At 67.6% G+C, this 24793-nt stretch carries 22 protein-coding genes; 11 read left to right on the plus strand and 11 right to left on the minus strand.

Translation table 11 applies throughout. The features are described 5' to 3' along the window. Window positions 1-38: 38 nt before the first annotated feature. Both WS95_RS04170 and WS95_RS04175 read left to right on the plus strand, forming a co-directional pair. Entirely contained in the window at window positions 39-1712 is a 1674-nt protein-coding gene (locus WS95_RS04170; protein WP_034204871.1) for a phospholipase C, read from the plus strand. Between the two features lie 98 nt (window positions 1713-1810). Next, window positions 1811-3232 (plus strand): cytochrome-c peroxidase, encoded by a 1422-nt coding sequence (locus WS95_RS04175; protein ID WP_059785021.1) that lies wholly within the window; start codon window positions 1811-1813, stop codon window positions 3230-3232. 17 nt (window positions 3233-3249) lie between these two features. Here WS95_RS04175 and WS95_RS04180 read toward each other — a convergent pair whose 3' ends face one another. The 4 genes from WS95_RS04180 to WS95_RS04195 form a co-directional block, all read right to left on the minus strand. After that, a complete protein-coding gene (locus tag WS95_RS04180; RefSeq protein ID WP_034204872.1) occupies window positions 3250-4560 on the minus strand; it encodes an NAD(P)/FAD-dependent oxidoreductase in 1311 nt (436 codons plus the stop codon). Further along, window positions 4557-5312, minus strand: a complete 756-nt coding sequence (locus WS95_RS04185) for an amino acid ABC transporter ATP-binding protein (protein WP_034204873.1) — start codon at window positions 5310-5312, stop codon at window positions 4557-4559. Before WS95_RS04185 ends, WS95_RS04180 begins: the two co-directional genes overlap by 4 nt. Beyond that, window positions 5309-5965, minus strand: coding sequence for an amino acid ABC transporter permease (locus tag WS95_RS04190; RefSeq protein ID WP_059822454.1), 657 nt, complete (start codon window positions 5963-5965; stop codon window positions 5309-5311). Before WS95_RS04190 ends, WS95_RS04185 begins: the two co-directional genes overlap by 4 nt. A gap of 88 nt (window positions 5966-6053) precedes the next feature. Further along, window positions 6054-6830 carry an ABC transporter substrate-binding protein gene (locus WS95_RS04195; RefSeq protein ID WP_059783560.1) on the minus strand — a complete coding sequence of 259 codons (777 nt, stop codon included), beginning with the start codon at window positions 6828-6830 and terminating at the stop codon, window positions 6054-6056. Between the two features lie 160 nt (window positions 6831-6990). Between WS95_RS04195 and WS95_RS04200 the strand changes: the two genes are divergently transcribed. The 5 genes from WS95_RS04200 (at window position 6991) to WS95_RS04220 (ending at window position 12125) form a co-directional block, all read left to right on the plus strand. Beyond that, window positions 6991-7782, plus strand: a complete 792-nt coding sequence (locus WS95_RS04200) for an IclR family transcriptional regulator (protein ID WP_059822456.1) — start codon at window positions 6991-6993, stop codon at window positions 7780-7782. A 231-nt stretch (window positions 7783-8013) separates the two neighbouring features. Continuing rightward, on the plus strand, window positions 8014-8724 hold the full coding sequence (locus WS95_RS04205; protein ID WP_034204877.1) for a GntR family transcriptional regulator: 711 nt from the start codon (window positions 8014-8016) through the stop codon (window positions 8722-8724). Between the two features lie 74 nt (window positions 8725-8798). Beyond that, window positions 8799-9605 (plus strand): SDR family oxidoreductase, encoded by an 807-nt coding sequence (locus WS95_RS04210; protein ID WP_059822457.1) that lies wholly within the window; start codon window positions 8799-8801, stop codon window positions 9603-9605. A gap of 35 nt (window positions 9606-9640) precedes the next feature. After that, entirely contained in the window at window positions 9641-10573 is a 933-nt protein-coding gene (locus WS95_RS04215; protein ID WP_059822459.1) for a 3-keto-5-aminohexanoate cleavage protein, read from the plus strand. A gap of 223 nt (window positions 10574-10796) precedes the next feature. Beyond that, complete coding sequence (locus tag WS95_RS04220; protein ID WP_059822461.1) at window positions 10797-12125, plus strand: MFS transporter; 1329 nt, start codon at window positions 10797-10799, stop codon at window positions 12123-12125. A 64-nt stretch (window positions 12126-12189) separates the two neighbouring features. Here WS95_RS04220 and WS95_RS04225 read toward each other — a convergent pair whose 3' ends face one another. The 5 genes from WS95_RS04225 to codA all read right to left on the minus strand — a co-directional run bounded on the left by WS95_RS04225 (window position 12190) and on the right by codA (window position 17647). Beyond that, the gene (locus tag WS95_RS04225; protein ID WP_034204880.1) at window positions 12190-13512 is read right to left on the minus strand and encodes a TIGR00366 family protein; all 1323 of its coding nucleotides are present in this window, start codon (window positions 13510-13512) and stop codon (window positions 12190-12192) included. 342 nt (window positions 13513-13854) lie between these two features. Next, a complete protein-coding gene (locus WS95_RS04230) occupies window positions 13855-14202 on the minus strand; it encodes a DUF1493 family protein (RefSeq protein WP_059822462.1) in 348 nt (115 codons plus the stop codon). Further along, complete coding sequence (locus WS95_RS04235) at window positions 14195-14632, minus strand: STM2901 family protein (protein WP_034204882.1); 438 nt, start codon at window positions 14630-14632, stop codon at window positions 14195-14197. Before WS95_RS04235 ends, WS95_RS04230 begins: the two co-directional genes overlap by 8 nt. Window positions 14633-14907: 275 nt before the next feature. Further along, window positions 14908-16242: a chloride channel protein gene (locus WS95_RS04240; RefSeq protein WP_059822464.1), complete on the minus strand. Its 1335-nt coding sequence runs from the start codon at window positions 16240-16242 to the stop codon at window positions 14908-14910. Between the two features lie 163 nt (window positions 16243-16405). After that, the gene (gene codA / locus WS95_RS04245) at window positions 16406-17647 is read right to left on the minus strand and encodes a cytosine deaminase (RefSeq protein ID WP_059822465.1); all 1242 of its coding nucleotides are present in this window, start codon (window positions 17645-17647) and stop codon (window positions 16406-16408) included. A gap of 336 nt (window positions 17648-17983) precedes the next feature. On the opposite strand from codA, the gene WS95_RS04250 reads away from it, so the two are divergent. Then, a complete protein-coding gene (locus WS95_RS04250; RefSeq protein ID WP_059822467.1) occupies window positions 17984-19126 on the plus strand; it encodes a porin in 1143 nt (380 codons plus the stop codon). A gap of 296 nt (window positions 19127-19422) precedes the next feature. Beyond that, on the plus strand, window positions 19423-19725 hold the full coding sequence (locus tag WS95_RS04255; protein WP_034204885.1) for a DUF4148 domain-containing protein: 303 nt from the start codon (window positions 19423-19425) through the stop codon (window positions 19723-19725). A 93-nt stretch (window positions 19726-19818) separates the two neighbouring features. On the opposite strand, the gene WS95_RS04260 is transcribed toward WS95_RS04255, so the two are convergent. Further along, entirely contained in the window at window positions 19819-20766 is a 948-nt protein-coding gene (locus WS95_RS04260; RefSeq protein WP_034204886.1) for a LysR family transcriptional regulator, read from the minus strand. A 188-nt stretch (window positions 20767-20954) separates the two neighbouring features. Between WS95_RS04260 and WS95_RS04265 the strand changes: the two genes are divergently transcribed. Beyond that, window positions 20955-23138 carry an FUSC family protein gene (locus tag WS95_RS04265; protein ID WP_059822469.1) on the plus strand — a complete coding sequence of 728 codons (2184 nt, stop codon included), beginning with the start codon at window positions 20955-20957 and terminating at the stop codon, window positions 23136-23138. A 137-nt stretch (window positions 23139-23275) separates the two neighbouring features. Further along, complete coding sequence (locus WS95_RS04270) at window positions 23276-23488, plus strand: hypothetical protein (protein ID WP_059822470.1); 213 nt, start codon at window positions 23276-23278, stop codon at window positions 23486-23488. Between the two features lie 138 nt (window positions 23489-23626). Here the strand turns inward: WS95_RS04270 and WS95_RS04275 are convergent, their stop codons facing one another. Continuing rightward, window positions 23627-24736: a DmpA family aminopeptidase gene (locus WS95_RS04275; protein ID WP_059822472.1), complete on the minus strand. Its 1110-nt coding sequence runs from the start codon at window positions 24734-24736 to the stop codon at window positions 23627-23629. Window positions 24737-24793: the final 57 nt, after the last annotated feature.

Raw genomic sequence — 24793 nt, forward strand, 5'->3', positions numbered from 1 at the left:
GTTCTCCACCATCGAAGCCCTTACCCTGGAGTTTCCCGATGTTCCGTCAAGCCTTGCTCGTCACTGCCTGCGCAGCCGCAGCGCTGGCGCTGTTCGCCTGCGGCGGCAGCGACGATTCCACGCCGGCGCCCGCCGTGTCGTCGCAGGATGCGCTGCAGACCGCCACGCCGATCAAGCACGTCGTCGTGATCTACGGCGAAAACATCTCGTTCGACCACTACTTCGGCACCTATCCGAACGCGACGAACCCGTCGGGCGAACCGGCGTTCACCGCGAAACCCGGCACGCCGACGCCGAACGGCCTGACGGGCACACTGCTCACCGCGAACCCGAACTTCACGAACACGGCCAACGGCACCGACGCGGCGAACCCGTTCCGCCTCGACCGCACGCAGGCCGCGACGGCCGACCAGAACCACGCCTACACCGCCGAGCAGCAGGCCGAGGACAACGGCCTCGCGGACCTGTTCCCGAAGTACACGGGCAAGGGCTCGTCCGGCGGCGCCGGCGCGTTCGGCACGAAGGGCCAGGTGATGGGCTACTTCGACGGCAACACGGTGACCGCGCTGTGGAACTACGCGCAGCGCTTCGCGATGAGCGACAACACGTACACGACGGTCTACGGCCCGTCGACGCCGGGCGCACTGAACGTCGTGGCGGGGCAGACCAACGGGATGCAGATCGTCAAGACGTCGAAGCAGCCGTCGACGCTCGCCGCCAGCTCGTACTACATCAACGACGGCCAGGGCGGCTTCACCATGATCAACGACGTCGATCCGGGTTTCGACGTGTGCTCGAGCACGACCGACCAGGCGATGATGTCCGGCAAGAACATCGGCGACCTGCTGAACGCCGCGAAGATCACGTGGGGCGGCTTCATGGGCGGCTTCAACCTGTCGACGACGAACGGCAACGGCACGACGGGCTGCGCACGCAGCACGGTCGCCACCGCCGTGAACGCCGCGACCGCCGACTACATCCCGCACCACAACTGGTTCCAGTACTACGCGTCGACCGCGAACCCGCAACACACGCGCCCGAGCTCGATCGCGGCGATCGGTTCGAGCGTCGAGGCCGACGGCAAGACCGCCGAACCGGCGAACCACCAGTACGACACGGACGACTTCTTCGCCGCCGTGAAGGCCGGCAACTTCCCGTCGGTCAGCTACCTGAAGGCGCCGGCCGCACAGGACGGGCATGCCGGCTATTCGGATCCGCTCGACGAGCAGGCGTTCGTGACGAAGGTCGTCAACTTCCTGCAGCAGCAACCGGACTGGCAGAACACGGCCGTGATCGTCACCTATGACGATTCGGACGGCTGGTACGACCATGTGTACACGTCGCCGACGCACGCGTCGTCGGACCCGGTCGATCAGCTCAACGGCGCCGGCAAGTGCGGCACGGGCGGCACCACCGGCGTGAACGGCGCGACCGTGAACGGCCGCTGCGGCCCGGGCGTGCGTATTCCGCTGGTCGTGATCTCTCCGTATGCGAAGCAGAACTACGTCGATCACACGATGCTCGACCAGTCGTCCGTCGTGCGCTTCATCGAGGACAACTGGCTCGGCGGCCAGCGTATCGGCGGCGGTTCGTTCGATGCGACGGCGGGCGACCTGCGCAACCTGTTCGACTTCACGTCGAAGCCGAACACGACGCCGCTCTATCTCGACCCGACGCTCGGCACCGTATTGAGCGCCGCCCCGTCGATCTGACCGTCGCGGCCTGACCGCATGGCCGGCGCATGGCGATGCGCCGGCCGTTTCCATTTCAACGCGCCGCTTTGCGCGACACCCGTTTTTCGACCGACAGCATGACAGCTCGCCCCGCGTTTCCGTCTCCCGATGCCGCCGGCACGCCCGCGCCGCGTGCCCCTTCCCGCCTGCTGCGCCGCACGGCATTCGTGCTCGGCGCGGCCGCGATCGGCTATGGCGCGTTCGCTATCGCGTTTCCCGCGCGGGTACCCGCGGCGATCGGCACCGTGGTCGCCGACTGGACCGGCGCGAACCCGCATCCGGTCGTGCTGCAACGGCCCGCCGCGCAGCCGCTGTCGGCGGTCGCGCAGCTCGGGCGCGCGCTGTTCCACGATCCGTCGCTGTCGGCGTCGGGCAAGCAGTCGTGCGCGTCGTGCCACAGCCCCGATCATGCGTACGGCCCGCCGAATGCGCTCGACGTGCAGCCGGGCGGCCTCGCGATGACGCAGCAGGGCTATCGTCCGCCGCCGTCGTTGATGTATCTGTACCGCCAGCCGAATTTCAGCATCGGCCCCGATGCCGGGGAAAACGACGCCGCGCCGAGCGTCGCGCAGCAGGCCACGGCGGCGGCCGGCGTCGTCAAGGCGCAGAAGGTGGCCGGCACGTCGGCCGCGCCGCAGCTCGTGCCGCAGGGCGGGATGTTCTGGGACGGCCGCGCCGACACGCTGCAGCAACAGGCGTTCGGCCCGCTGCTGAATCCGGTCGAGATGGCGAACGCGAGCGTCGACGACGTCGCGCACAAGCTCGCGCAGTCGTCGCATCGCGCGCAACTGGAGCAATTGTTCGGCGCACGCGTGTTCGACAGCCCGCAGCTCGCGGTGTCGGAGGCGATGTTCGCGATCGCGCGCTACCAGGTCGAGGATCCGTCCTTCCATCCGTACGACAGCAAGTACGACCGCTGGCTCGAAGGCCGTGCGCGCCTCACGCAGGCCGAACTGCGCGGGCTGCGCCTGTTCAACGATCCGGACAAGGCGAATTGCGCGGGCTGCCACTTGTCGAAACCCGGCAAGGACGGGCTGCCGCCGATGTTCACCGACTACCAGTACGAGGCGCTCGGCGCGCCGCGCAACCGCGCGCTCGCGCAGAACCGCAACCCCGCGTTCTACGATCTCGGCGTGTGCGGGCCGTTCCGTGACGACCTGAAGGACCAGACCCAGTACTGCGGGATGTTCCTGACGCCGACGCTGCGCAATTCGGCGACGCGCCACGTGTTCTTCCACAACGGCGTGTTCCACACGCTCGACCAGGTGATGGCGTTCTACAACGAGCGCAGCATCTCGCCGCAGAAGTTCTATTCGCGCGGCGCGGACGGCAAGGTCGACGAATACGACGACATTCCGCCGAAATATCGCGCGAACGTCGACGTGACCGATGCGCCGTTCGATCGCAAGCCCGGCGACAAGCCCGCGATGACGGCTCAGGACATCAAGGACATCGAAGCGTTTCTCGGCACGCTGACGGACGCGCCAGCGCAGCACTGAGCGCCTGCCGGGCGTCGTCAGGACAGGCTGTCGAGCAACCGATACCAGGCGACCCCGGCCGCGATATAGAAGCGCTGCAGCCCGTGCAACGGAATCGGCCGGATCGGCGTGACGCGGAACGGCAGCGGCAGTCGCGCATCGCCCGACAGATGCGCGGCCAGATGCTTGCCGAGCGTCGTCGCCATCGCGATGCCGCGGCCGTTGTAGCCGAGCGCGATCGTCACGCCCGGCGCGGGCTCGTGCACGTGCGGCAGGAAATCCGCAGTGATGGCGACGCGCCCTGCCCAGCGGTATTCGAACCGGACGCCCTTCAGTTGCGGATACAACAGCGTCGTCGCGCGTTCGAGGTGACGCCAGTCGCTCGGCGCGCGCGGGTCGGCGAACGGGCCGCGGCCGCCCATCAGCAAGCGCCCGGCCGCGTCGCGGCGGAAGTACAGCAGCAGACGCCGCGCATCGGATGCGACTTCGCCACCGGCGAGGATGTCGCGGCCGAGCGCCGGCGCGAGCGGTTCCGTCGCGACGATGAAGCTGTTCGCGGCGATCACCGACTGGCGCAAGCCGGGCCACAGCCCGTCCGTGTAGCCGTTGGTCGCGATCACCACGCGCTCGGCCGACAGCGTCGCGCCGCCGGACGTCGCGATCCGCCAGCGGCCGTCGGCGCGTGTCAGCCCGACGGCGCGGGTCGAGCCGTGCACGACCGCCCCGCTCGCCTGCACGGCGCGCACGAGGCCGCGCGTATAGCTGAGCGGCTGCACGCTGCCCGCGCGCCGGTCGATCCAGCCGCCCGCATACGCCCGCGTGCCGAGCCGTCGCGCGACGTCGTCGCGGCCGAGCACGTCGACCGGCGCGCCGCGCGCGGCCCACTGCTGCGCACGACGTGCGACCGTGTCGAGCATCGCGGCGGTCGGTGCCGGCTGGATCCAGCCGTGACGGCGCGCATCGCAATCGATGCCGTGGCGCGCGATCAGGTCGAACACGGTATCGGCGGCGCCGCCGACGAGGCCGGCAAGCTGCTCGCCGGCCTCGTCGCCGAACCGGCGAACGAGTTCGTCCGGGTCGTATTTCAGCCCGGGAATCACTTGCCCGCCGTTACGGCCCGATGCGCCCCAGCCCGGCTGCGCGCCGTCGATCACGCGGACGTTCACGCCGCGTTCGGCCAGGTGAAGTGCGGTCGACAAACCCGTGAATCCGGCGCCGACGATCGCCACGTCGCACGACGCGGACGCGTCGAGCGCGGGCGTATCGGGCGCCGGCGCGGCGGTCGCCGCCCACAGCGAATCCGGCCACCGTGCGTCGGGCCATCCGGGTGTCGCGTTCGTTGCGCTCATGTTCGATCCGGGTTGTCCGCGCCGTCCGACGCCAGCAGGCGACGGAGGAATTCCTGCGTGCGGGGATGGGTCGGCTGCGTGAGCACCTCGCGCGCCGGTCCGCTTTCGCAGATGGTCCCGTCGTGCAGGAAACACACGCGATCGGCCACCTCGCGCGCGAATGCCATCTCGTGCGTGACGACCACCATGGTCATCCCGTCGCGGGCAAGCCCGCGCATCACGCCAAGCACTTCGCCGACGAGCTCGGGGTCGAGCGCCGACGTCGGTTCGTCGAAGAGGATCGCCTGCGGCTCCATCGCGAGCGCGCGTGCGATCGCGACGCGCTGCTGCTGCCCGCCCGACAGTTCCGACGGATACGCGTTCATCCGGTGCGACAGCCCGACCTTGTCGAGCAGCGCGCGGGCCTGCTCGCGCGCTTGCGCGACCGGCCTCCGTCGCACGTGCACGGGCCCTTCCATCACGTTCTCGAGCGCCGTCCGGTGCGCAAACAGGTTGAAGCGCTGGAATACCATGCCGACCCGCATCCGCAATTCGTGGATCCGTTTCGAATGCGCGTCGACCTTCACGCCGTCGATCGTGATCGACCCTTCGTCGTAGGTCTCGAAACCGTTGATACAGCGCAGCACGGTCGACTTGCCGGACCCGGACGGCCCGATCAGGCACACGACTTCGCCCGGCTGCACGTCGAGGCTCACGCCCTTCAGCACCGCGTGCTGCTGAAACCGCTTGTGTATCGAATCGATCCGGATCATGCGTCTCTCCTCAGTGCGAGCCGCTTGCCGAGCCGGTTCACGCCGAACATCAGCGGCAGGCCGAGCGCGAGATACAGCAGCGCGACGAGCGTGTAGACGCTCATGTTCTGGAACGTCGACGACGCGATCAACTGGCCGGCGCGCGTGATTTCCGCGACCGTGATCGTCGACGCGACCGACGAATCCTTCAGCAGCATCACCAGCGTGTTGCCGTACGGCGGCAGCGCGATGCGAAACGCCTGCGGCAATACCACGCGCCGCATGATCATCGGGCCGCGCATGCCGATCGCGTGCGCGGCTTCGATCTGGCCGCGGTCGATCGCCTCGATGCCCGCGCGGAAATTCTCGGCCTGATACGCCGAATAGGCGATGCCGAGGCCGAGCACGCCGGCCTGGAACGCCGACAGCTGCACGCCGAGATCGGGCAGCACGAAGTACATGTAGAACAGCTGCACGATGATGGGCAGCCCGCGGATCACGTTGACGATCGTGCTGCCGGCCGTCGAGACGGCGCGATGGCGCGACACCTTCAGCAGCGCGAGAATCAGCCCGAGCACCGAGCTGAGCACGAACGCGCATGCGGTGATCTCGATCGTGACCACCGCGCCCTTCAACAGGATCGGCAGGAAATCGATCGCGTTCTGAAAAAACATGAGGTCTCCTATGCGATGGCCGGACGGCCCGCCGCCGCGAATGCCCGCGACGTGCGGGCGATGCCGGTCGGGAATCGAATGCCGACGCTCAGCTCATGTGCCACTTCTGCAGGATCTGCTGCAGCGTGCCGTCGCTCTTCATCTTGCGGATCGCGCCGTTGAGTTGTTCGAGCGTCGCGGTGTCGCCCTTGCGTACGATGAAGCAGACCTGCCCCTTCACGACGCTCTGGTATTCGGGCACGAGCCGCACCTGGCGATTGACGCCGTGCTCGATCTGGTACGCGACGATCGGCTGATCGGCGAAGCCGGCCTTGATGCGCCCGAGCGCGACGTCGCGCATGATGTCGGCAATCGAATCGTAGGTCCGGACTTCCTTGAAGATGCCCTTCTTGTTGAGCGCATCGACGAACGCCGTGCCGACCTGCGCGCCGACCACCTGGTCCTTGAAATCGTCCATCGACGTATAGCGGCCCGGATCGTCGGCCTTCACGATCAGGCCTTCGCCGAACGAGTAGACGGTGTCGGAGAAATCGACGACCTGCTGGCGCGCCGGCGTCTTCAGCATCGCGGCCGAGATGATGTCGATCTTCTGCGTGGTGAGCGACGGGATCAGCGCCGAGAACACGGTCTGCTGCACGTCGACGCGAAACCCGGCCGACTTCCCGGCCGCGGTGATCGCATCGACCATCATCCCCTGGATCGAATTGCTCTTGACGTCGAGAAACGTGAACGGCACGCCGGTGGCCGTCGCGCCGACCTTCAGCGTGGGCTCGGCCGCCACGGCGCTCGCCGAGACGGTGGACAGTGCGATGCAGGTGGCGAAACCGGCGGCCAATGCGCCGAACCGCTTGATGAACGGAACCATGGTGACTCCTTCTCGAATAATCCGGGCGCCGGCCGGTCGCTGATCGACACTGCGACGATGGTCCGATCTTAAAACGAATCAAAAACATCGCAAATAGATTTTTGCGTATCGATATTCGATACGATATGATGCAATATCGAATCGATCCCACCCCGCCGCCATGGAAACGTCGCCCGACCAAGCAAACGATCTGCTGTTCAACCAGTCGCTGGAAAAGGGGCTGAACGTGCTGCGCGCGTTCAGTGCGAAGCGGCGCACGATGACGCTGGCGGAAGTGGCCGACGCGGCGGGAATGACGAAAAGCTCCGCGCAGCGGATGGTCTATACGCTCGAGAAGCTCGGCTACATCCGCAAGCATCCGGTCACACGGCGCTACCAGCTCACGCCGCACGTGATGCGGATCGGCTTCAACTATCTCGCGGCCGATACGTTGATCGACGTCGCGAATCCGTTCCTGTCCGAGCTCACGAACCTGACCGGCGAAACCACCAACCTCACCGAGCCGGACGAGGATGAAATGGTGTACGTCGCGCGTTTCGTGTCGACCAAGTTCGTGCCGATCCACATGCCGATCGGCAGCCGTATCCCGATGTACTGCACCGGCTCCGGCCGCGCGTTCCTGAGCGCGTTGCCACCGGAAGAAGCACATGCGCGGCTCGACGGCATGGCGCGCACGCCGCATACGCCGCGCACGGTCACGGCGCTCGACGATCTCGTCGCGTTGCTCGACGGCGCGCGGCGCGAAGGCTACGCGACCAACCAGGAAGAACTGTTCATCGGCGACATGTCGATCGCGGCGCCCGTGCTCGGCAGCCAGGGGCAGCCGGTCGCGGCCGTGCACGTGGTCGCGCCGACGAGCCGCTGGACGTTCGACGACGCGCGCCGCAGGCTCGCGCCGGCGGTAATCGACTGCGCGCGCGGGATCAGCAATTCGATCCGGACGCTCGAATAGCGTCGGCGAAACGGCACGCGGCGCGCCGTTGCATCGCGCAACGGCGTTCGATCGCTACTGCGGCTTCGGCGGATGCTCGGCCGGTAGGTACGGTTCGGCCGCGATACGAGTTGCTCCGCCCCCTCGTTTTCCCCGATCTCGTTCGCCTTGACTCCTGCGCACCGATCGATAAAACTTCGCCCATCGCCAGTGTGATCACAGATCGCAGATCAAACCCAGGAGAACCCCGCCTTGCCGCCTCGTATCGTCCCGCCCGCACTGAAAGCCATCGAACAGGAAACGATGGCCGACAAGGTCTACCAGCAACTGCGCGAAGCGCTGATGAGCGGCCGCTTCGCGCCTGGCCAGGCGCTGAGCCTGCGCAGCGTCGCGGAGGCGGTCGGCTCGTCGACGATGCCCGTGCGGGCCGCACTCACGCGGCTGCGCGCCGAACGCGCACTGGTCGACGGCCCGAACCGCGCGCTCGTCGTCCCGCCGATGACGCTCGACACGCTCGACGAGCTGCGCGACGTGCGGATCGCACTCGAAGGCTGCATCGCCGAGCGCGCGTGCGCACGGATGACCGATGCGCAGATCGCGGCCGTGCGCAAGACCTGCGAGACGATGCAGGCGCACGTCGAGGCCGGCCGCTCGCGCGCCTATCTGCAAAGCAATTTTGCGTTCCACAGCGCGATCTACGCGCACGGCGCCAGCGAAAACACGCTCGCGATCGTCGAGAACCTGTGGATGCGCGTCGGCCCGTTCCTCAACATGGTCGCGCTCGACATCCCGCACATGCGGCGCTCGATGGACGCGCACCGCGCGATCGTCGATGCGCTCGAACGGCGCGACGGCGCCGGCGTGCGCGCCGGCATCGCGCTCGACATCGGCGGAGCCGCGCACGATCTCGCCGAAACGCTGCGGGCCGAACAGACGCCGCGAACCGCGAACGCGAAGCCGTAGCGGCCGCTGGCCACGGCCGGCCTTTGCACGAGCGGCCGGCCACCCCACTAGATCAACGATGGAGACAACCCGGCATGACAGCTTCCGACCTGCTGAAACCCTATGACGGCCTGCGCGTCCTCGTGACGGGCGGCGCGTCGGGCATCGGTCTCGAAATCGCCCGCGCGTTCGCCGAATGCGGCGCGCGCGTGCACGTGTGCGACGCGTCGCAGGCCGCGATCGCGGCGCTCGCCGATCGGCCGCCGCACGCCGCGACGAGCGCGATCGGCGCAACGTTGGCCGACGTATCCGATCCGGCGGCCGTCGACCGCGTGTTCGCCGACATATCGGCCACGCTCGGCGGCCTCGACGTGCTGGTCAACAACGCGGGCATCGCCGGCCCGACCGGCGGTATCGACGAAATCGACCCCGTTCAATGGGAACAAACGGTCGCGATCAACCTGAACGCGCAATTCCAGTTCGCGCGCCGCGCGGTGCCGCTGCTGCGCGGGTCGAAACACGGCGGCGCGATCATCGCGCTGTCGTCGGTCGCCGGCCGGCTCGGCTACGCGTTCCGCACGCCGTATGCGGCCACCAAATGGGCGGTGGTCGGCCTCGTGAAGAGCCTCGCGATCGAACTCGGGCCGCTCGGCATCCGCGTGAACGCGATCCAGCCCGGCATCGTGCGCGGCCCGCGGATGCGCCGCGTGATCGAGGCGCGTGCGCAGCAGCTCGGCATCGGCTACGACGAAATGGAGAAGCGCTATCTCGAGAAGATCTCGCTGCGGCGCATGACCGATCCGGCCGAAATCGCCGCGACCGCGCTGTTCCTGTGCTCGCCGGGCGGACACGGGATCACCGGGCAGGCGATCTCCGTCTGCGGCAACGTCGAAGTGCTCTGACGCCTCCTGCATCGTTCATCGAAAGGAATCCATCCATGGCAAACGCTCGCAAAGTCATCATCACGTGCGCGCCGACCGGCGCGATCCACACGCCGTCGATGTCGCCGTACCTGCCCGTGACGCCGCACGAAATCGAAACGGCCGCGGTCGCGGCCGCGCAGGCCGGCGCGGCGATCCTCCACTTGCACGCACGCAACCCGTCCGACGGCAAACCGACGCAGGATCCGGCCGTGTTCGCCGAATTCCTGCCGCGCATCAAGGCGCAGACCGACGCGGTGATCAATCTCACGTCGGGCGGCAGCCCGCACATGACGGTCGACGAACGGCTGCAGCCCGCGGTGCATTTCCAGCCCGAGGTCGCGTCGTTGAACATGGGTTCGATGAACTTCGGGCTGTACCCGATGCTCGAGCGCTTCCGCGAGCTGAAGCATCCGTGGGAGCGCGAACATCTCGAGAAAAGCCGCGATCTCGTGTTCAAGAACACGTTCGCCGACATCGAGACGATCCTCACGCGCTGCGGCGCGAACGGCACGCGTTTCGAATTCGAGTGCTACGACATCTCGCATCTGTACAACCTCGCGCACTTCGTCGATCGCGGGCTGGCGAAGCCGCCCTTCTTCGTGCAAAGCGTGTTCGGCCTGCTGGGCGGGATCGGCGCGCATCCGGAGGACCTGATGCACATGCGCCGGACGGCCGACCGTCTGTTCGGCAGCGATTACGTGTGGTCGATCCTCGGCGCCGGGCGCAACCAGATTCCGCTCGCGACGATCGGCGCGGCGCAGGGTGCGAACGTACGCGTCGGGCTCGAGGATTCGCTGTGGATCGCGCCGGGCAAGCTCGCGGAATCGAGCGCCGCGCAAGTCCTGAAAATGCGTCAGGTGCTCGAAGGCCTGTCGCTCGAGATCGCGACGCCGGCCGAGGCGCGCGCGATGCTCGCCCTCAAGGGCGGCGACGCGGTGAATTTCTGAGCGCCGGCTCGCGCCCGCAACACCCGTATCCGCAAGCGCAGTGACGAGGCGCCGGCCCGAGCCGGCCGGCGCCAGGACGCCCTTGATCGCCCCGCTCCGTTCGAGCGCCGCCGGCGCGGCTCCGTCGTCTGCCCATCCGCTGCCTGCACCGCAGCGGCATCTGCCGAACGCGGCGCGCCGTGCTTGCCGTGCGCGCCGGTTCGCCCTTACCGGAGTCGTCCGCATGTCCACTCATCACGCTCAGGCCCTGTCGTCCGCCGCCGGCGACGCGAACGCGTCGCTGAACCGGCTGCTGTTCCGCAAACTCATGCCGCTGCTGATCGCCGCGTATGTGATCAGTTTTCTCGACCGCACCAACATCGCGTTCGCCAAACATTCGATGGGCGTCGATCTCGGCATTTCATCGGCCGCGTATGGGCTCGGCGCGGGGCTGTTCTTTCTCACCTACGCGCTCTTCGAAATCCCGAGCAACCTGATCATGCATCGCGTCGGCGCGCGCTTCTGGATCACGCGGATCATGATCACGTGGGGCGCGCTGTCGGTCGCGATGGCGTTCGTCGGCGGGGAGACGTCGTTCTACGTGATGCGCCTGCTGCTCGGCGCGGCCGAAGCCGGGCTGTTTCCCGGCGTGATGTTGTATTTGACGTACTGGTTCGGCCGCGAGGAGCGTGCGCGCGCCACCGGCTATTTCCTGCTCGGCGTGTGCATCGCCAACATCGTCGGCGGGCCGCTGGCCGGCGCGCTGATCGAGCTCGACGGCACGCTCGGTTTCCACGGCTGGCAATGGCTGTTCGTCGTCGAAGGCATTCCGGCGATCCTGCTCGCGTTCGTCGTCTGGACGCGCTTGCCGGATCGGCCGAGCGCCGCGCCGTGGCTCGCCCCGGAAACCGGCCGCGCGCTCGAGCGCAAGCTGGCCGCCGAACAGGATGCGGGCGTCGCCGCGCACGGCGGCCACGCGTTCGGCGCCGCCCTGCGCGATCCGCAGATCTGGCTCGCGATTTTCGTGTACTTCTGCCACCAGTTGACCATCTACACGGTGATCTTCTTCCTGCCCGGCATCATCGGCGCATCGGGACGCCTCTCGCCGGTCGCAGTCGGGTTGTTGACGTCGCTGCCCTGGCTCGCCGCCGCGCTCGGGGCAGCGACGCTGCCGCGCTTCGCGCGCGAGTCGCGTCACGCGCGCCGCATGCTGTGTGCGGGGCTGGTGGTCATGGCGGCCGGGATGATCGGCGCCGCGCATGCGTCGCCGTTGGCGGGACTGCTCTGCGTGTGCGTGGCCGCGTCCATGTTCTTCGTCGTGCAGTCGATCGTGTTCACGTTTCCGGCTTCGCGGCTCGCCGGCAGCGCGCTGGCCGGCGGGCTCGGGCTCGTGAACACGTGCGGGTTGCTCGGCGGCTTCGTCGGGCCGACCGTCATCGGCGCGATCGAACAGGCGACCGGCAATGCGAAGAACGGGCTGACGCTGCTGGCGGCCGCACTCGCCGTCGCGGCATGTGCGAGCCTCGCGTTGCGTCACGGACACGAGCGCGCCGACGTGCGCTCGCGCGACTGAAGCCGGACGAAACTCGAGCCGGCGGGATGCGGGCACGTCGCCGCCGGCATCCCGCCCCGCTTCGTCAGAACAGATACATCCCCGCGACGAACACCACGCCCGAGAACAACAGCGTCGTCACGCAATAGCCCATGATGTCGCGCACGCCGAGGCCCGCGATCGCCAGCGCGGGCAGCGCCCAGAACGGCTGCGCCATGTTGGTCCACGCCTCGCCGTACGCGATCGCCATGGCCGCCTTGCCGAGATCGGCGCCGAGCGCCTGCGCGGCCGGCATCACGAACGGCCCCTGCACGACCCAGTGGCCGCCGCCCGACGGCACCGCGAAATTGATCACGGCCGAACTCAGGAACGCGAGCAGCGGGAACGTGTGGACGTTCGCGATATCGACGAACCATTTCGTGATCACGCCCGCGAGCCCGGAGTGATCCATCAGCGCCTGGATGCCCGCGTAGAACGGGAACTGGATCATGATCCCGGACGCGCCGCGCGCCGCGCCGGCCACCGCGCGCGCATAGGCCATCGGCGTCCGGTGCAGCAGGATGCCGGCCGCGAGGAACGCGAGGTTCACCGTGTCGATGTCGAGCGCGAAGCCCTTCTGCGCGAAACGCAGCACGAGGAACGCCGCGCACAGCGCCGCGACGACGATCGACAGCGCGCGGCTCTCCTCCATCCGTTCCGCGAACGTCGCGTCGGGCGCGAGCTTGCGCTCGACGCTCGGCGGCTCGGCGAGCAGCGCCGGATCGACGCTGACGACGTCGCCCGGCTTCGGCATCATCATCCGCGCGAGAAACGGCAGCATCACGATCAACCCGATCGTGATGAACGCGTTGTAGCCGGTGAAGATCGTGTCGGACACCGGAATCAAGCCGATGGTCTTTTCCATCGGATTGCCTTTCGTGGCCGCGACGAGCGGGACCGAACCCGACAGCCCGCCGTGCCAGCTCAGGAAGCCCATGTAGGCGGACGCGACGAGCAGCCGGTAGTCGCTGCCGGCCACGCGGCGCGCCACTTCGCGCGCCAGCATCGCGCCGAGCACGAGGCCGAAGCCCCAGTTGATCGCGCAGGCCAGCGCGCCGACGAACGCGACGAGCATCACGCCTTGCCCGGGCGTGCGCGCGGCGCTCGCGAGCGCGACGAGCAGGCGCCGCACGGGCGGCGAACTCGCGAGCGCGTGGCCCGTCACGAGGATCATGACCATCTGCATCGAGAACGCGAGCAGGTTCCAGAAGCCGGAACCCCACATCGTCGTGAGTTGCACGGGCGTGTTCGGCGTGAGCCCGAACGCAAGCGCGAACGTGACGATCGTCAGCAGGATCGCGAAAATCAACGGGTCGGGCAACACGCGGTGAACCACCTGCGTGAAGAAGCGGGAAATGCGCTGGATCAACTTGAACTCCTCGTTTCCTGATAGGGACATCCGCGCGTATCGTTGTTGGTTGAGGCGCGGAAACGCGCGGATTCTTGCACAGAACCGTATTGCTTGCGTTGATGCCCCTGTCGGGAATCGGGGCGGTCGACTTCGGCAGGCTATCGAATCCGTTACATGACCGCGACCGGCTCCGAAGCGAGGCAACCGAGGGAAGAAGCCAATGGTGTGTATCGCTGCAGACTGGAATTCATGAAGGACGTGCGCATGCAAAAGCGCCCGCCTGACTGCGGATCAGGCGGGCGCCTCCTGCGGCGATATTCGTCTCGTCGTGTGTCACGCGAATCTCGACGGGTCAGCGAATCAAGGCTCCCAACGTCCGCGCTCCATCGCTTCCTCCATCATTCCGAGTGTCAGTGACCGCCCCCCCAGCGTCTCCCTCGCCTCTGGGCTGAACGGGGATTTGACGACTGTCGCGAGAAACGAACCGATGCCGAGCTTCGCGGACGGATAGTAATAATGGAGGTCGAACGCGGACAAATCGACGCCGAATGTCGCACCCCATTGCCGAATGATTCTGTCGATGTCGTTCGGTTCGAGATCGAGATCGTGATAAAGATCCGTGTCCCGCGACAGTTCGATGCGATCGATCTGGAACCTTGCGACGTCAGTCGCGATGAACGCTTCGAGGCGTTTCCACGTGTCAGCCATATAAGCGATCCTCGGGCTTCACCATGCCGTTGTACGCGCCGATCGTACGACAAGTGATCAACGCGACGTCCGTCGCCAGAATCACCCAACCGACTCCAGGAATCGCCCGCCCGACGAATGCGCCGATATTCTGCGTCAACTTGATGCGCAACATGATCAGGCTCCTGAATGAGGTAACGGTCGGCAAAATCCGGTGCTTCAATTCGTATGGCAGCAGCCGACGCGAAACGACGGACGCGATGGACGTGCCCTTGACCGCGTTCGCGAACTTGCCTCGCGTCGGGATAAAGCGCTGACCCAACAATACCATCGCGACGCCGACCGCATCATCCACCCCCAATGCCTTGCCAGTCTCTTCGATAAAGATCAGGAAGAACAGTGCTTCGCGGCTCAAACCCTCGTGAATGCCGTATCTGTACGTGCTCGCCATTTTTTCTCTCATAGTTTGAATTTGAACGAGCGGAAAAGGCTAGCGTGAGTAGCGGAGGCGAAACAACGGACTCACCGGCAGATTGCCGCGACAAGCGTCTGCCCGGATGTGATTGGCGGATCTCGTGCAGATGCTGTGAAGTACCGCGTGGCTTGCGCTTCGGGCTGTCGCAGCCTCATCTTGCGCACGAGTGCGCCACGGCGGCGACAGGCATTTGAACAGATGCAGAGTGTCAATTTTCAGCGGATCGCCCACCTTCTGGCCGCTCATGCATATCAACGCCCCACCGTCGCCGACGTACTCGCGGTCGCAACCTTGCGCCCCCGCCGCTCCGCCAGCCGCTGCGCGCCCCGGTACGCGACGAGCGCCCCCGCCACGGCCAGCAGCATCGGCACGAGGCTGTCGTGATTCGCGCGCGTGAATTCGAGCAGCAGCACGACGGCCGTGATCGGCATCTGCATCGACGCGGCAAGAAACGCGGTCGCGCCGATCAGCGCGCATCCGCCGAGCGATGCGCCGGGCCACACGATGCTCCACAGTCCGCCGAGCACGACACCGAGCAGCGCGCCGTTCGCGAGTCCCGGCGTCAGCAGCCCGCCTTCCGCGCCGGCCCGCAGGCTGCCGGCCTCGATCAGCACCTTCAGCACGAGCAGCGCCGCCGCGAGACCGATCGTCAGCGTGCCGTCGAAACCGAGCGACGCCGGGCCCTTGCCGTTGCCGAGCAGTTGCGGAAACTTCGTCGCGAGCACGCCGATCACCGCGAAGTTGAGCAGCGCGAACACCGGCAGCCGCCAGTCCTTCGGCGCGTTCGCCCGCGCGCGGGTCGTGAGCCGCACGAAACCGTACGCGGCGACGCCGAACAGCGGCCCGCAGACGATCGACCATGCGACGAGCGGCGTGCTCGACACGAACGCCGGCACCGCGTACTGGTGTTCGTTGCCGAGACCGATCCATGCGACGACCGCGGCGATTGCGGACGTCACGACCGCTGCGACCAGCGCACGCCATTCGAACGTGCCGAGCAGCACCTCCAGCACGAAGATCGCGCCGCCGAGCGGCACGTTGTAGACGGCCGCGAGCCCCGCGCCGGCGCCGCACGCGACCATCAGCCTGCAGTCGTCGGGCGTGAGCCCCGCCGCATGGGCAAACCGCCCGGCGAGCAGCGCACCGATCTCGCGCGGTGCGACTTCGCGGCCGAGCGGCGAGCCGAGCGCGACGGTGACGATCTGCAGCAGCGCGTGGACCGTCGTGCTGACGAACGGCATCCGCGGATCGGCCGCACGCACCGCGCGGCGGATGCCGACGAGTGGCCGGCCGTATCGGTAAAGCGCCCACCAGCCGCCGCCCGCGACGATCCCGCACACCACCAGCACCGCGAGCCGACGCAGCGGCTCGGCCCCGGTCACGCCGCTGAGGAAGCTCTCGGACCCGATCACGTGCGCGACGTCGTAGCCGTACGCGACGTGCTGGATCGCATGCAGCAGCAACGCGAGCAGCATGCCGCCGAGACCCGCGCCGATGCCGGTCAGGATCGTGACGACGGCCATGCGCGCGAACGGGCTGACGGGCGGCGACGAAGCAGCGGGAGCGGACGGAAGATCGAAGCGCATGGGGTCGGTGAATGGGATCGAAAAGACGGCGCGCACGGTGCACGCCGTCGCCAGGACCGCATCGTAGGCCCGCGCCTATCATGAGACAAACGTATTTTTCTGATCAACTCATGCATTTTCCGAATGCACGAACGCCGGCGGCCCGCGATGACCGCCTGCCGCATCAGTCCGGATAGGTCAGGCGTTCCGGTTCGCGCCGCATGATGACCTTCCCGTGGCGCATCGACAGCGTGGCCTTCGCCTGCCTGCGCACGGCTTCGTAGTCGCTGTCCGCGTCGAGCACGACGAGATTCGCCGGACGCCCGACCGCGATGCCGTACCCGTCGCCGAGGTGCATCGCCGTCGCGCTATGGTCGGTCACGAAGTCGAGGCAGCGCTGCAGATCCTGGTAACCCATCATGTGGCAGATATGGAGGCCCGCATCGAGCACGCGCAGGATGTTGCCGTTGCCGAGCGGATACCACGGATCCTTGATCGAATCCTGCCCGAAGCACACGTTGAGCCCGGCACGGTCGAGCTCCGCGACGCGTGTGACGCCGCGCCGCTTCGGGAACGTGTCGAAGCGCCCCTGCAGATGGATGCTCTCGGTCGGGCACGAGATGAAATTCAGCCCCGCCCGCTTCAGCAGCCGGAACAGCTTCGAGCAGTACGCGTTGTCGTACGAACCCATCGCGGTGGTGTGGCTCGCGGTGACGCGTGCGCCCATGCCGCGCACGCGCGCCTCTTCCGCGAGCACTTCGAGAAAGCGCGAATGCGGATCGTCGGTCTCGTCGCAGTGCACGTCGACGAGGCAGCCCGTGCGTTCCGCGAGATCCATCAGGAAGCGGATCGAGCTGACGCCCTGCTCCCGCGTGTTCTCGAAATGCGGAATGCCGCCGACGACGTCCGCGCCGAGCTCGATCGCCTGCGCCATCAGCGCGCGGCCGCCGTCGAACGATTCGATGCCCTCCTGCGGGAACGCGACGATCTGCAGATCGATCAGCCCGCGCGCCTCGTCCTTCACCTCCAGCATCGCCTTCAGCGCGGCGAGCGTCGGATCGGTCACGTCGACGTGCGTGCGCACGTGCTGGATCCCGTGATCGCGCAGCATGCCGATCGCCGCATGCGCGCGCGCCTTGGTGTCCTCGTGCGTGATCGTCGCCTTGCGCTCGGCCCAGCGCTCGATGCCCTCGAACAGCGTGCCGCTCATGTTCCACGCGGGTTCGCCGGCCGTCAGCACGGCATCGAGGTGGATATGCGGTTCGACGAGCGGCGGAATCGCGAGGCGGCCGCCGCCGTCGATATGGTCAGGGTTCGTCGACGCGATCGGCGCGGTTTGCGCATCGATGCGCGCGATCCTGCCGGCATCGATGCCGATCGTGAACAGGCCGTCGCGGCCGCGCAAACGTACGTTGAACAGGTTCATGGAGAGGCCTCTTGTCGTATGCGTGAACACGACCGCGCGATCTGCGCTGGCGGCCGTGCGGTCCGGGCGACCAGTATGGAGGAAAGCGGCGACGCGCACACGTGCCGCGCATGTTGCATCGACACGACAGCCGGGCCGCGCCGGACCGAAGCCGCGTGCCGGCCGCCAGGCAGAAACCGCCGGCCCGGCGCGCACGCGCGTCGTCGTGTCGGTTTTGTGAACGACTCTTGCGGGATCAGGAACGGTGCGCTCGCGGCCGCTGCGTCCTTGCGCGCGCCGCGCATTCCTATACTTGCGCCGAACTTTGTTTCCAGTCCCACACGCAGGAGCTTCACGATGAAAAAAACCCTGATCGCCGGCGCGTGCGCCGGCGCCCTGTTCGCGCCGCTCGCCCACGCGCAAAGCTCGGTCACGCTGTACGGCCTGATCGACGCCGGCATCGCCTATACCAACAACGTGAACGGCGCGTCGCAGTGGCGCATGACGACCGGCACGATCAACGGCAGCCGCTTCGGCGTGCGCGGCGCCGAGGATCTCGGCGGCGGGCTGAAGGCATTGTTCGTGCTCGAAAACGGCTTCAACGCGAACAACGGCGGGCTCGGCCAGGACGGCAAGCTGTTCGGCCGGCACGCGTATGTCGGCCTGAGCCGCGCCGGCTACGGCACGCTGACGCTCGGCCGCCAGTACGACACGATGGTCGACTTCGTCGCGCCGTTGTCCGCGACGTCGGGCGATTTCGGCGATACGGGCTTCGCGCATCCGTTCGACAACGACAACCTGAACCACTCGCTGCGCATCAACAACGCGGTCAAGTACACGAGCGACACGATCGCGGGCTTCAAGGTCGGCGCACTGTACGCGTTCTCCAACTCGGCGAACTTCGGCGCGAACCGCGCATACAGCGTGGCCGCGAGCTACACGAACGGCCCGCTGAAGCTGGCCGGCGCGTACCTGCAAATGAACGGCACGAAGGGCTCGACGAGCGCGAGCCCCGGCGCGACCGATTCGGCCGAAGCGAAGAGCCTGAACCAGGGCGGCTGGTCGATCGGCTCGGACCGCATGCGCACCTACGGCGGCGGTGTCGGCTACGTGTTCGGCCCGGTGACCGCCGGCTTCGTCTACACGCGCTCGCAGTACGACAACACGGGCGCGTTCGGCTCCAGCGGCCAGATCGCGTTCAACAACTACGACGTGAACGTGCGCTATGCGGTCACGCCGGCCGTCAGCGTCGGCGCGGCCTATGTCTATACGGACGCCAGCGTGTCGAATCCCGACAGCAAGCATGGGACCGCCCCGAAATGGCATCAGGTCGACCTGCAGGCCGTGTACAAGCTGTCGCGCCGCACCGACCTGTACGCGGAAGCGATGTTCCAGCATGCGTCGGGCCGCGGCTATCAGGCGTTCATCAACACGTCGGGCGGCGCATCGGGCACGGCGAACCAGGTGGTCGGCACGATCGGCATGCGCACGCGGTTCTGATCGGCGTCGCGCGGCGCCGCCCTCTGCGCGGCGTCCGTGTACACGGCGTCCGTATGCACGGCGCCCGTATGCACGTCGCCCGTATGCACGTCGCCCGTGTGCACGGCGCCCGTGTTCGCACACGGGTTCGGTCGCCGCGGGCGACGCCGCCAATGTTGTTCCTTCTGGAACGCAGCCCTCCTGGAATCGGGGTGTTTTCGCGTGGAAGCGCTGCGTAGACTGACGTCGAAGGTCGGAGCCGCGCATCGCGTGCGGCGTGTCGATCTGGCCACCCACCCCGTATTCAGGAGAACCACGTGAAATCGCTCGTCGTTACCGCGGCCGCTGCCGTCCTGCTTGCCGCACCGGCCCTGTCGTTCGCCCAGCAGGCGACGTCGCCGGTCACGCGCGCGCAGGTGCTGCAGGAGTTGATCGATCTCGAATCGGTCGGCTACAACCCGGCGCGCGGCGAAGTCGGCAACTATCCGGACGACATCCTCGCGGCGCAGGAACGACTGCAGGCGAAGCGTCTCGCCGAGCGCAAAGCGGCGCAGGCCGCGTACGGCCCGGCCGGCGAGCCGGCAACCGAATCGGGCGCAGCGGTCAGGCCCGCGCCGTGACGGCGCGCGTCGCTCGCATCGCGCATGCTTGGCGAGCGACGCGTATTCGGCATGGAAATGAAACGACCTGCCGCGCGCCGATGCGCACGGCGTTCAGGCGGCCTGCGGTTCGCGGTCGATCGCGTTCAGCATCTCGACGTCGCGCGCGATCATCGCCGGCACCTGGGCGCGCAGCATCTCGACCCAGGTCCGCACCTTCGCATCGACGAAGCGGCGCGACGGGTACAGCGCATGCACGTTCATCTTCTGCAGGATATGCGCGGGCAGCACACGGACGAGCGTGCCGTCCCGCAGTGCATCGATCGCCGAATACAGCGGCAGCATGCCGATGCCGATGCCGTCGCGGATCGCGAGTGCGAGCGATTCGGCGGTATTGGTCTGCACCGGGCCGGCGACGCGAATCTGCTCGACGCCATCGGGGCCTTCGAGCACCCATTCGTGCGTCGGGAATGCCGGCGTGCACAGCGTCAGGCACGCGTGCGCGGCGAGATCCTGCGGGCGCGCCGGCACGCCGTGCCGTTTCACGTAATCGGGCGATGCACACAGAATGCTGAACGTCGAGCCGAGCAGGTGCGACACGAGTTCCGAATCGGGCAGCGACGACGCGGTGACGACGGCCATGTCGCTCGTGCCGTCGAACAGGTCGGGCATGCGCTGCGACAGCGACAGCTCGATCGATACGTCCGGGAATTGCGCGTGATAGCGCGTCAGCGCGGGCAATACGTAGTGGTGACCGACGCTCGCGAAGCTGTGCATGCGCAGGACGCCGGCCGGGCGTTCGTGCGCGCAGCTCGCCTCCTCTTCGGCACGGTCGACGTCGGCGAGAATCTGGCGGCAGCGCCGCAGATAGCTTTCGCCGGCCGACGTGAGCGCGAGACGGCGCGTCGAGCGATTCATCAGACGGGTGCGCAGGCGCGCCTCGAGCTCCGACACCGCGCGCGACATCGCGCCCGTCGTCGAATTCAGCGATTGCGCGGCGGCGGTGAAGCTGCCCGTCTCGACGACGCGCGAAAACACCCGCATGTTTTGTAGGGTATCCATTCCTGTGAACGACCTGTAGCGGAGCCGCCATTTTCCTCCACGGGATGCGACAGATTGTTACTTCGGCTGCAACTATCGTTTCCCCGCAACGGCGTTAATGCGCGCGCGCCGCGCTCCTACAATCGGCGCCTCCCCAGTCGAACGGGCCGTTCGGACGCGCCGCGGCACCGCGCCGGCCCCCTCTTTTCATGAAGCCACAACCTGCGATCGAGCGACCTTCCATCGAACCGGCACGATGGAGCGCGTGGCTCGACCCGCTCGGCAACGCGGCGCGCGACTGGGCCGCGACCGACGGGCTGATCTGGCTGCACCTCGCGAAAACCGTGCTCGCGGCGCTGCTGGCGATGGGCATCGCGATGCGTCTGGAGATGTCGCAGCCGCGCACCGCGATGACCACCGTGTTCGTGCTGATGCAGCCGCTGTCGGGCATGGTGTTCGCGAAGAGTTTCTATCGCGTGCTCGGTACGGCGGCCGGCCTCGTCGGCGCGCTCGCGCTCGGCGGGCTGTTCGCGCAGCAGCCCGAGTTGTACATGGCCGGCATCACGCTGTGGATCGGCGGCTGCATCGCACTCGCGGTGCGCAACCGCCATTTCCGCTGGTACGGCTTCGTGCTCGCCGGCTACACGGCCGCGCTGATCGGCCTGCCGGCCGTGATGACGCCGCAGACGCTGTTCCAGTCCGCGCTCACGCGCGCCGCGGAAGTCGCGCTCGGCATCGCGTGCTCGGGCGCGGTCAGCGCGCTGATCCTGCCGCTGAGTTCCGCGAAGGCGCTGATGCGTTCGTTGAGCGCGCGCCACGCGACGTTTGCCGCGTTCGCCGCCGGTGCGCTGTCGGGCAACGTCGCGCGCGGCGATTTCGAGCGACGCTTCGCCGATTTCGTCGACGACATCGTCGGCTTCGAAGCCAACCGCGCGTTCGCGTCGTTCGAGGATCCGCACATTCGCGCGCGCAGCCGCCGGCTTGCGCGACTGAACAGCGAGTTCATGAACGCCTGCACGCGGCTGCATGCGCTGCACCAGCTCGTCAAACGGCTGCGCGCGAATCGCTCGGACGCGGTGCTCGACGCGCTGGCGCCGCACGTCGACGCGCTCGCGTTGCGCTTCGCCGCGTTGCGCGACGAATGCCGGCGCGGCCTCGCACCGGCGACCGGCGCATTGCTCGAACTGCGCCGCTTTCACGGTGCGTTGCCGAAGGCCGCGCGCGCGTCGCGGCGGGTGATCGAGGACCATGCGGCGGGCGGCCTGCTCGACTTCGATACCGCGATCGAGCTGCTGTACCGGTTCATCGCCGAATATCTCGGCTACGTCGACACGTACGCGTCGCTCGACCAGGACGATCACGCGTTCGAGCGCTCGGTCACCCATTACGCGGTGAAAACCAACGCGTTCTTCGTCGGTTTCGCGTTCCTGCGCACGGTGGTCGCCGTCGGTGCGATGAGCGCGTTCTGGATCGCGTCCGAATGGCCGAGCGGCTCGCTCGCGGTGATCGCCACCGCGATCGCATGCGCGCTCAGCTCGACCTCTCCGCGCGCGCCGAAGTTCGTCGCGCAGATGGGCGTCGGTGCAGCGTGCGCGACCGCGGTCGGCTACCTGTTCCTGTGCTACGTCTATCCGAACATCGACGGCTTTCCGCTGCTGTGCGCGGCGCTTGCGCCGGTGCTCGGCCTCGGCGCGTTTCTCGCGATGCGGCCCGGGCTGTCCGGCTACGGAATCGGCTTCGCGGTGTTCTTCTGCCTGCTCGCAGGCCCCGACAACGCGATCGCGTATACGCCTGAAGTGCTGATCAACAACGGGCTGGCGATCGTCGTCGCGATGCTCGCTTGCGCGCTCGTGTTCGCCGTCGTGTTCCCGACGCACATGCGCTGGCTCACCGGCCGGATCGCGCACGACTTGCGCCGACAGGTCACGCTGGCGTGCGAAGGCGCGCCGGACGGCCTCGCGCAGCGCTTCCAGTCGAGCACGCACGACCTGATGGCGCAACTGCGGACGCTGCTGGTGCGCCGCACGCGGCAGCAGCGCGATGCGCTGCGCTGGATGCTGTCGACACTCGAAGTCGGCCACGCGGTCATCGACCTGCGCGACGAGCTGCACGCATTCCGTGCATCGAAACCGCCGCAGACGCTGCGCTGGACCGGTTCGATCGATGCGGTGCTGCTCGAACTGCCGCGCTTCTTCGACGATCCGACGCCCGTTCGCCATGCGCGCACGCTGAAATCCGTGAATCTCGCGATCCGCGCGGCGCAGCATGCGCTGCAGGCGTGGTACGCGGTGCCCGACGCGCGTCGCAACATGCAGCGAATCGTCGGCTGCCTGCATTTCATGCGCAGCGCGCTGCTCGACAAGGACGCGCCGTTCAATCGGCATCGTCATTGATGAATGGGTGCATGCGCAACGGGATCGTTGTTCCGGATGGAAATAAGCTCTCCACCCGCGGCGATTAATCTTCAAGCAGTGCGAGCTTATAGTTTCCTCACTGCCAGCGAGACTGGCACTCACCCAGGAGAAACAAAATGAAGCCGCTGCACCTCGCCCTCGTTGCCCTGTCGCTCGCCGCTGCCGTCGCCCACGCGCAGCCGGCGCCGGCAGACGCCGCACCGCAACAGGCGAACCGCGCCGAGGCGATCAAGGCCGCCGGCCGCGTCGATCGCGCGCAATCGAAGCAGGAAGACCCGAACGCCTGCGTCGGCCCCGTCAGCTTCTGCAACATCTACTTCGGCAGCTGAGCATGACGTCGCGTCGTCGCGGCCAGGCCCGCATCGCCCGCACCGCACGCATGACGTGCGCGGGCGGACGGCGGTCCGGCCGATCGCCGCATTGCCGGCCTGCTCCCCGCCGCTTCGATTGAAGCGGCGCTTGCCGTTTCAGGCGCCGCGCCCCGGCCGCCAGCCCACTTCGCGCAACGCATCCAGCAAGCGCGCCTGCCCGAGTCCTTCGACCCGCGCCCCGCGGGATTCGACGTCGCCGCCCGCGACCAGCGCATTCACGATCGCCTCCTCCACCGCTTCCGCCGCCGCGACGAACAGCGCGGAAATATGGTCGTTGTTGACCATCCGCACGTCGGCGGTCGGCGTGCCCTTGCTGCCGTAGTTCGCTGCCGGCAAGCCGTCGTTACCGGTTGCGAACGCAACGAAGATGTCGCCGCTCGAATCCTCGGTGCCGCCGCCCACGCGGGCGAGCCCGACGCTCGCGCGCTGCGCGAGACGCGTGCATTGATGCGGCAGCAACGGGGCGTCGGTCGCGATCGTGACGACGATCGAGCCCATGCCGGCTTCGCCTTTCGCCTCTGCGTCGTGGAACGGCGAATGCACGTGCCGCAGCACTTCGCCGACCGGGTAGCCGGCCACGCGCAGCATCTCGCGCACGCCGTAATTCGCCTGCACGAGCGCGCCGACGGTCCAGCCGCCCGCGTCGCTCGCCAGCACGCGCGACGCGGTGCCGATGCCGCCCTTGAACTCGTGGCAAATCATGCCCGTGCCGCCGCCCACGCCGCCTTCGGCAACCGGCCCCGACTGCGCGGCGTCCAGCGCGCGCTGGACGTGTGCGGCGTTCACGTGCTGCCCCCAGATGTCGTTCAGCAGTCCGTCGTAGGTTTCCATCACGACCGGCATGCACCAGTACACGCGGCCGGCCGCCGCTTCGCGTTCGTTCGCGACGAGCGCGTCGCGCACCGCACCGACGCTGTGCGTGTTCGTATAGGCGATCGGCGTCGTCAGCAGGCCGGCTTCGCGAATCCATTCGAGCCCGGTCGCGTCGCCGTTGCCGTTCAGCACGTGCACGCCCGCGAAGCACGGCGAATCGTGCGCGGCGCCCGCGCGCGGCTCGACGACGGTGACGCCGGTGCGGACCGACGCGTCGCCGTTCTCGACGCTCAGCGTGCAATGTCCGACCCGCACGCCCGGCACGTCCGTGATCGCGTTGAAGCGGCCCGGCGTGCCGAGTCCGATACGGATACCGAGATCCCTCGTGCGCATGATGCGATTCCTCCCGTCTTTCAATGGTTCGGTGTGTCGATGGTACAAGGTGTCGAC

The sequence above is a fragment of the Burkholderia sp. MSMB1826 genome (assembly GCF_001526325.1).
Taxonomy (GTDB): domain Bacteria; phylum Pseudomonadota; class Gammaproteobacteria; order Burkholderiales; family Burkholderiaceae; genus Burkholderia.

Bases quoted from the DNA above. Each gene is read 5' to 3' on its own strand.
- WS95_RS04170 (WP_034204871.1), top strand. From the start codon at position 39: ATGTTCCGTCAAGCCTTGCTCGTCACTGCCTGCGCAGCCGCAGCGCTG.
- WS95_RS04175 (WP_059785021.1), top strand. From the start codon at position 1,811: ATGACAGCTCGCCCCGCGTTTCCGTCTCCCGATGCCGCCGGCACGCCC.
- WS95_RS04180 (WP_034204872.1), bottom strand. From the start codon at position 4,560: ATGAGCGCAACGAACGCGACACCCGGATGGCCCGACGCACGGTGGCCG.
- WS95_RS04185 (WP_034204873.1), bottom strand. From the start codon at position 5,312: ATGATCCGGATCGATTCGATACACAAGCGGTTTCAGCAGCACGCGGTG.
- WS95_RS04190 (WP_059822454.1), bottom strand. From the start codon at position 5,965: ATGTTTTTTCAGAACGCGATCGATTTCCTGCCGATCCTGTTGAAGGGC.
- WS95_RS04195 (WP_059783560.1), bottom strand. From the start codon at position 6,830: ATGGTTCCGTTCATCAAGCGGTTCGGCGCATTGGCCGCCGGTTTCGCC.
- WS95_RS04200 (WP_059822456.1), top strand. From the start codon at position 6,991: ATGGAAACGTCGCCCGACCAAGCAAACGATCTGCTGTTCAACCAGTCG.
- WS95_RS04210 (WP_059822457.1), top strand. From the start codon at position 8,799: ATGACAGCTTCCGACCTGCTGAAACCCTATGACGGCCTGCGCGTCCTC.
- WS95_RS04215 (WP_059822459.1), top strand. From the start codon at position 9,641: ATGGCAAACGCTCGCAAAGTCATCATCACGTGCGCGCCGACCGGCGCG.
- WS95_RS04220 (WP_059822461.1), top strand. From the start codon at position 10,797: ATGTCCACTCATCACGCTCAGGCCCTGTCGTCCGCCGCCGGCGACGCG.
- WS95_RS04230 (WP_059822462.1), bottom strand. From the start codon at position 14,202: ATGGCTGACACGTGGAAACGCCTCGAAGCGTTCATCGCGACTGACGTC.
- WS95_RS04235 (WP_034204882.1), bottom strand. From the start codon at position 14,632: ATGGCGAGCACGTACAGATACGGCATTCACGAGGGTTTGAGCCGCGAA.
- WS95_RS04240 (WP_059822464.1), bottom strand. From the start codon at position 16,242: ATGCGCTTCGATCTTCCGTCCGCTCCCGCTGCTTCGTCGCCGCCCGTC.
- codA (WP_059822465.1), bottom strand. From the start codon at position 17,647: ATGAACCTGTTCAACGTACGTTTGCGCGGCCGCGACGGCCTGTTCACG.
- WS95_RS04250 (WP_059822467.1), top strand. From the start codon at position 17,984: ATGAAAAAAACCCTGATCGCCGGCGCGTGCGCCGGCGCCCTGTTCGCG.
- WS95_RS04260 (WP_034204886.1), bottom strand. From the start codon at position 20,766: ATGGATACCCTACAAAACATGCGGGTGTTTTCGCGCGTCGTCGAGACG.
- WS95_RS04265 (WP_059822469.1), top strand. From the start codon at position 20,955: ATGAAGCCACAACCTGCGATCGAGCGACCTTCCATCGAACCGGCACGA.
- WS95_RS04270 (WP_059822470.1), top strand. From the start codon at position 23,276: ATGAAGCCGCTGCACCTCGCCCTCGTTGCCCTGTCGCTCGCCGCTGCC.
- WS95_RS04275 (WP_059822472.1), bottom strand. From the start codon at position 24,736: ATGCGCACGAGGGATCTCGGTATCCGTATCGGACTCGGCACGCCGGGC.